The 3329-nt window shown below is 53.9% G+C and carries 2 rRNA genes; both read left to right on the top strand.

The features are described from left to right. The first annotated feature begins 247 nt into the window (after nt 1–247). Nucleotides 248–3130 (top strand): 23S ribosomal RNA (locus FYJ64_RS11245). Between the two features lie 79 nt (nt 3131–3209). Beyond that, nucleotides 3210–3326, top strand: a 5S ribosomal RNA gene (gene rrf, locus FYJ64_RS11240). The last annotated feature ends 3 nt before the right edge of the window (nt 3327–3329 follow it).

Genomic DNA, 3329 nt, shown 5'->3' with positions numbered 1-3329 from the left:
GAAGTACCTTGAAAATCGAACAATGGAAAATGCAAACAATGCATCACAGAAAGAGATCGAGAGGAAATATCGTATAGGTATTAGCGAAGAAGCTAAGCAAATAGGGTAAGAATCTACGATTTCAACCGAGAAGCCAAGAAAGCGAAAAACAGGAAAAGTTTTTTGACAAAGAAAGCCCATACATGAGCGCCATGTATGGCAGCCAAGGAGAACCGTATGAAGCGCGAGAAGCGCGGATACAGGAAAAGGCCAAGCAAAGAAGGGCATAAGGCGGATGCCTTGGCACTGGGAGCCGAAGAAGGACGTGACAAGCTGCGAAAAGCTGCGGGGAGGAGCACATATCCGATGATCCGCAGATATCCGAATGGGGGAACCCGCCTGGGGTAATGCTCAGGCATAGTCATATGAGTAAAGTAGTATGACATAAGGAAACGCGGGGAACTGAAACATCTAAGTACCCGCAGGAAGAGAAAGCAAACGCGATTTCCCAAGTAGCGGCGAGCGAACGGGAAAGAGGCCAAACCGGGTGCTTGCACCCGGGGTTTCGGACCATCAGAAGACAGTAACATCCTAGTGGAACATGACTGGAAAGTCAGAGCGAAGAGGGTAAAACTCCCGTAGACGAAAGGATGAGCTGCAGGATGGGATCCAGAGTAGGGCCGGACACGTGAAACCCGGTCTGAAGAAGGGGGGACCACCCTCCAAGCCTAAATACTACCCAGTGACCGATAGAGAAGAGTACCGTGAGGGAAAGGTGAAAAGAACCCCGGGAGGGGAGTGAAAGAGAACCTGAAACCATATGCCTACAATCGGAGGGAGCGAAAGTGACCTCGTACTTTTTGTAGAACGGGCCAACGAGTTATGGTGTGCAGCGAGGTTAAGGTGCTGGAGCACCGGAGCCGAAGGGAAACCGAGTCTTAACCGGCCGCAGTTGCATGCTGTAGACCCGAAACCGGGTGACCTATCCATGTGCAGGTTGAAGTGTCCGTAAAAGGACATGGAGGACCGAACCCGTATCTGTTGAAAAAGGTTGGGATGACGTGTGGATAGCGGTGAAATTCCAATCGAACCCGGAGATAGCTGGTTCTCCCCGAAATAGCTTTAGGGCTAGCCTCGTGGAAAGATGCCTGGGGGTAGAGCACTGAATGTTCTAGGGGCCTTCACCGGTTACCGAAAACTATCAAACTCCGAATACCAGAGCATCATACACGGGAGTCAGACCATGTGAGATAAGTTTCATGGTCGAAAGGGAAACAGCCCAGACCGCCGGCTAAGGTCCCGAAATTCAGGTTAAGTGGAAAAGGATGTGGGGTTGCTTAGACAGCTAGGATGTTGGCTCAGAAGCAGCCATTCATTCAAAGAGTGCGTAATAGCTCACTAGTCGAGTGACCCTGCGCCGAAGATGAACGGGGCTGAAACCTGATACCGAAGCCGCGGATACTGAGAAGTATGGTAGGGGAGCATCGTGTGCAGGCAGAAGCGGAATTGAAAGAGACCGTGGACAGTACACGAGAGAGAATGTTGGCATGAGTAGCGCAAGGCAGGTGAGAATCCTGTCCACCGAAAATCCAAGGTTTCCTGAGGAAGGTTCGTCCACTCAGGGTTAGTCGGGTCCTAAGGCGAGGGCGAAAGCCGTAGTCGATGGATAACAGGCAGAGATTCCTGTACCACCGAAGGTCGCAGAGTGAAGCGGGGACACGGAAGGATAGACTGAGCGCGCCGCTGGTCGAGCGCGTCCAAGCGTTGAGGGAGCATGAGCAGGGAAGTCCGTTCATGTGGAACTGAGGCGTTAAGGGGAGGCAAGAGAGCCGGAAGCAGTTGATTTCACGCCGTCAAGAAAAGCCGCTGGCGAGACCCAAGGTGCCCGTACCGCAAACCGACACAGGTAGATGAGGAGAGAATCCTAAGGTGAGCGAGAGAACCATTGTCAAGGAACTCGGCAAAATCACCCCGTAACTTCGGGAGAAGGGGTACCACGGAGACGTGGTCGCAGTGAAAAGGCCCAGGCAACTGTTTACCAAAAACACAGGTCTCTGCGAAAGCGAAAGCTGAAGTATAGGGGCTGACGCCTGCCCGGTGCTGGAAGGTTAAGGGAAAGTGTCAGAGCAATCGAAGCACGGAACTGAAGCCCCAGTAAACGGCGGCCGTAACTATAACGGTCCTAAGGTAGCGAAATTCCTTGTCGGGTAAGTTCCGACCCGCACGAAAGGCGTAATGATCTGGGCGCTGTCTCGACAATGGACTCGGTGAAATTGTAGTGCCGGTAAAGATGCCGGCTACCCGCAGCAGGACGGAAAGACCCCATGGAGCTTCACTGCAGCCTGATATTGAGCCTCGGCGCTGCATGTACAGGATAGGTGGGAGACTGTGAATTAAGTACGCCAGTATTTAAGGAGTCATCGTTGGGATACCACCCTTGCAGCGTTGGGGTTCTAACCGTGCGTCGTAAGCCGGCGCCGGGACAGTGGCAGGCGGGCAGTTTGACTGGGGCGGTCGCCTCCTAAAGAGTAACGGAGGCGCCCAAAGGTTCCCTCAGCGCGGACGGAAATCGCGCGAAGAGTGCAAAGGCAGAAGGGAGCTTGACTGCGAGACAAACAGGTCGAGCAGGGACGAAAGTCGGGCTTAGTGATCCGGTGGTTCCGAGTGGAAGGGCCATCGCTCAACGGATAAAAGCTACCCTGGGGATAACAGGCTGATACCCCCCAAGAGTTCACATCGACGGGGGTGTTTGGCACCTCGATGTCGGCTCGTCTCATCCTGGGGCTGGAGTAGGTCCCAAGGGTTGGGCTGTTCGCCCATTAAAGAGGTACGCGAGCTGGGTTCAGAACGTCGTGAGACAGTTCGGTCCCTATCCGCTGTGGGCGTTGGAGATCTGAGTGGGGCTGTCCTTAGTACGAGAGGACCGGGACGGACTTGCCTCTGGTGCACCAGTTGTTCTGCCAAGGGCACAGCTGGGTAGCTACGCAGGGACGGGATAAGCGCTGAAAGCATCTAAGTGCGAAGCCCTCCACGAGAAGAGATCTCCCCCGCAAGGTAAGGTCCGTGGGAGACTACCACGTTGATAGGTCGGAGGTGTAAGTACGGCAACGTATTGAGCTGACCGATACTAATAGACCGAAAGCTTGGCCGGAAGGCATTCCGGTTTGTGGTGAAAGAGTATAGACCATTGTTCGGTTTTGAGGGTACCGACTCTCAGAAGAAGAACTGAATCCGGTGGCAATAGCGAGGAGGTCACACCTGTTCCCATCCCGAACACAGAAGTTAAGCTCTTCAGCGCCGATGATACTTGGCGGGTGACTGCCCGGGAAAGTAGGACGCTGCCGGTTCAG

Origin of the sequence: Hornefia butyriciproducens (assembly GCF_009695915.1) — a bacterium.
Taxonomy (GTDB): domain Bacteria; phylum Bacillota; class Clostridia; order Peptostreptococcales; family Anaerovoracaceae; genus Aminicella; species Aminicella butyriciproducens.
Note: the sequence above shows the minus strand (reverse complement) of the source record. Positions and strands in the feature narration are given on the sequence as shown.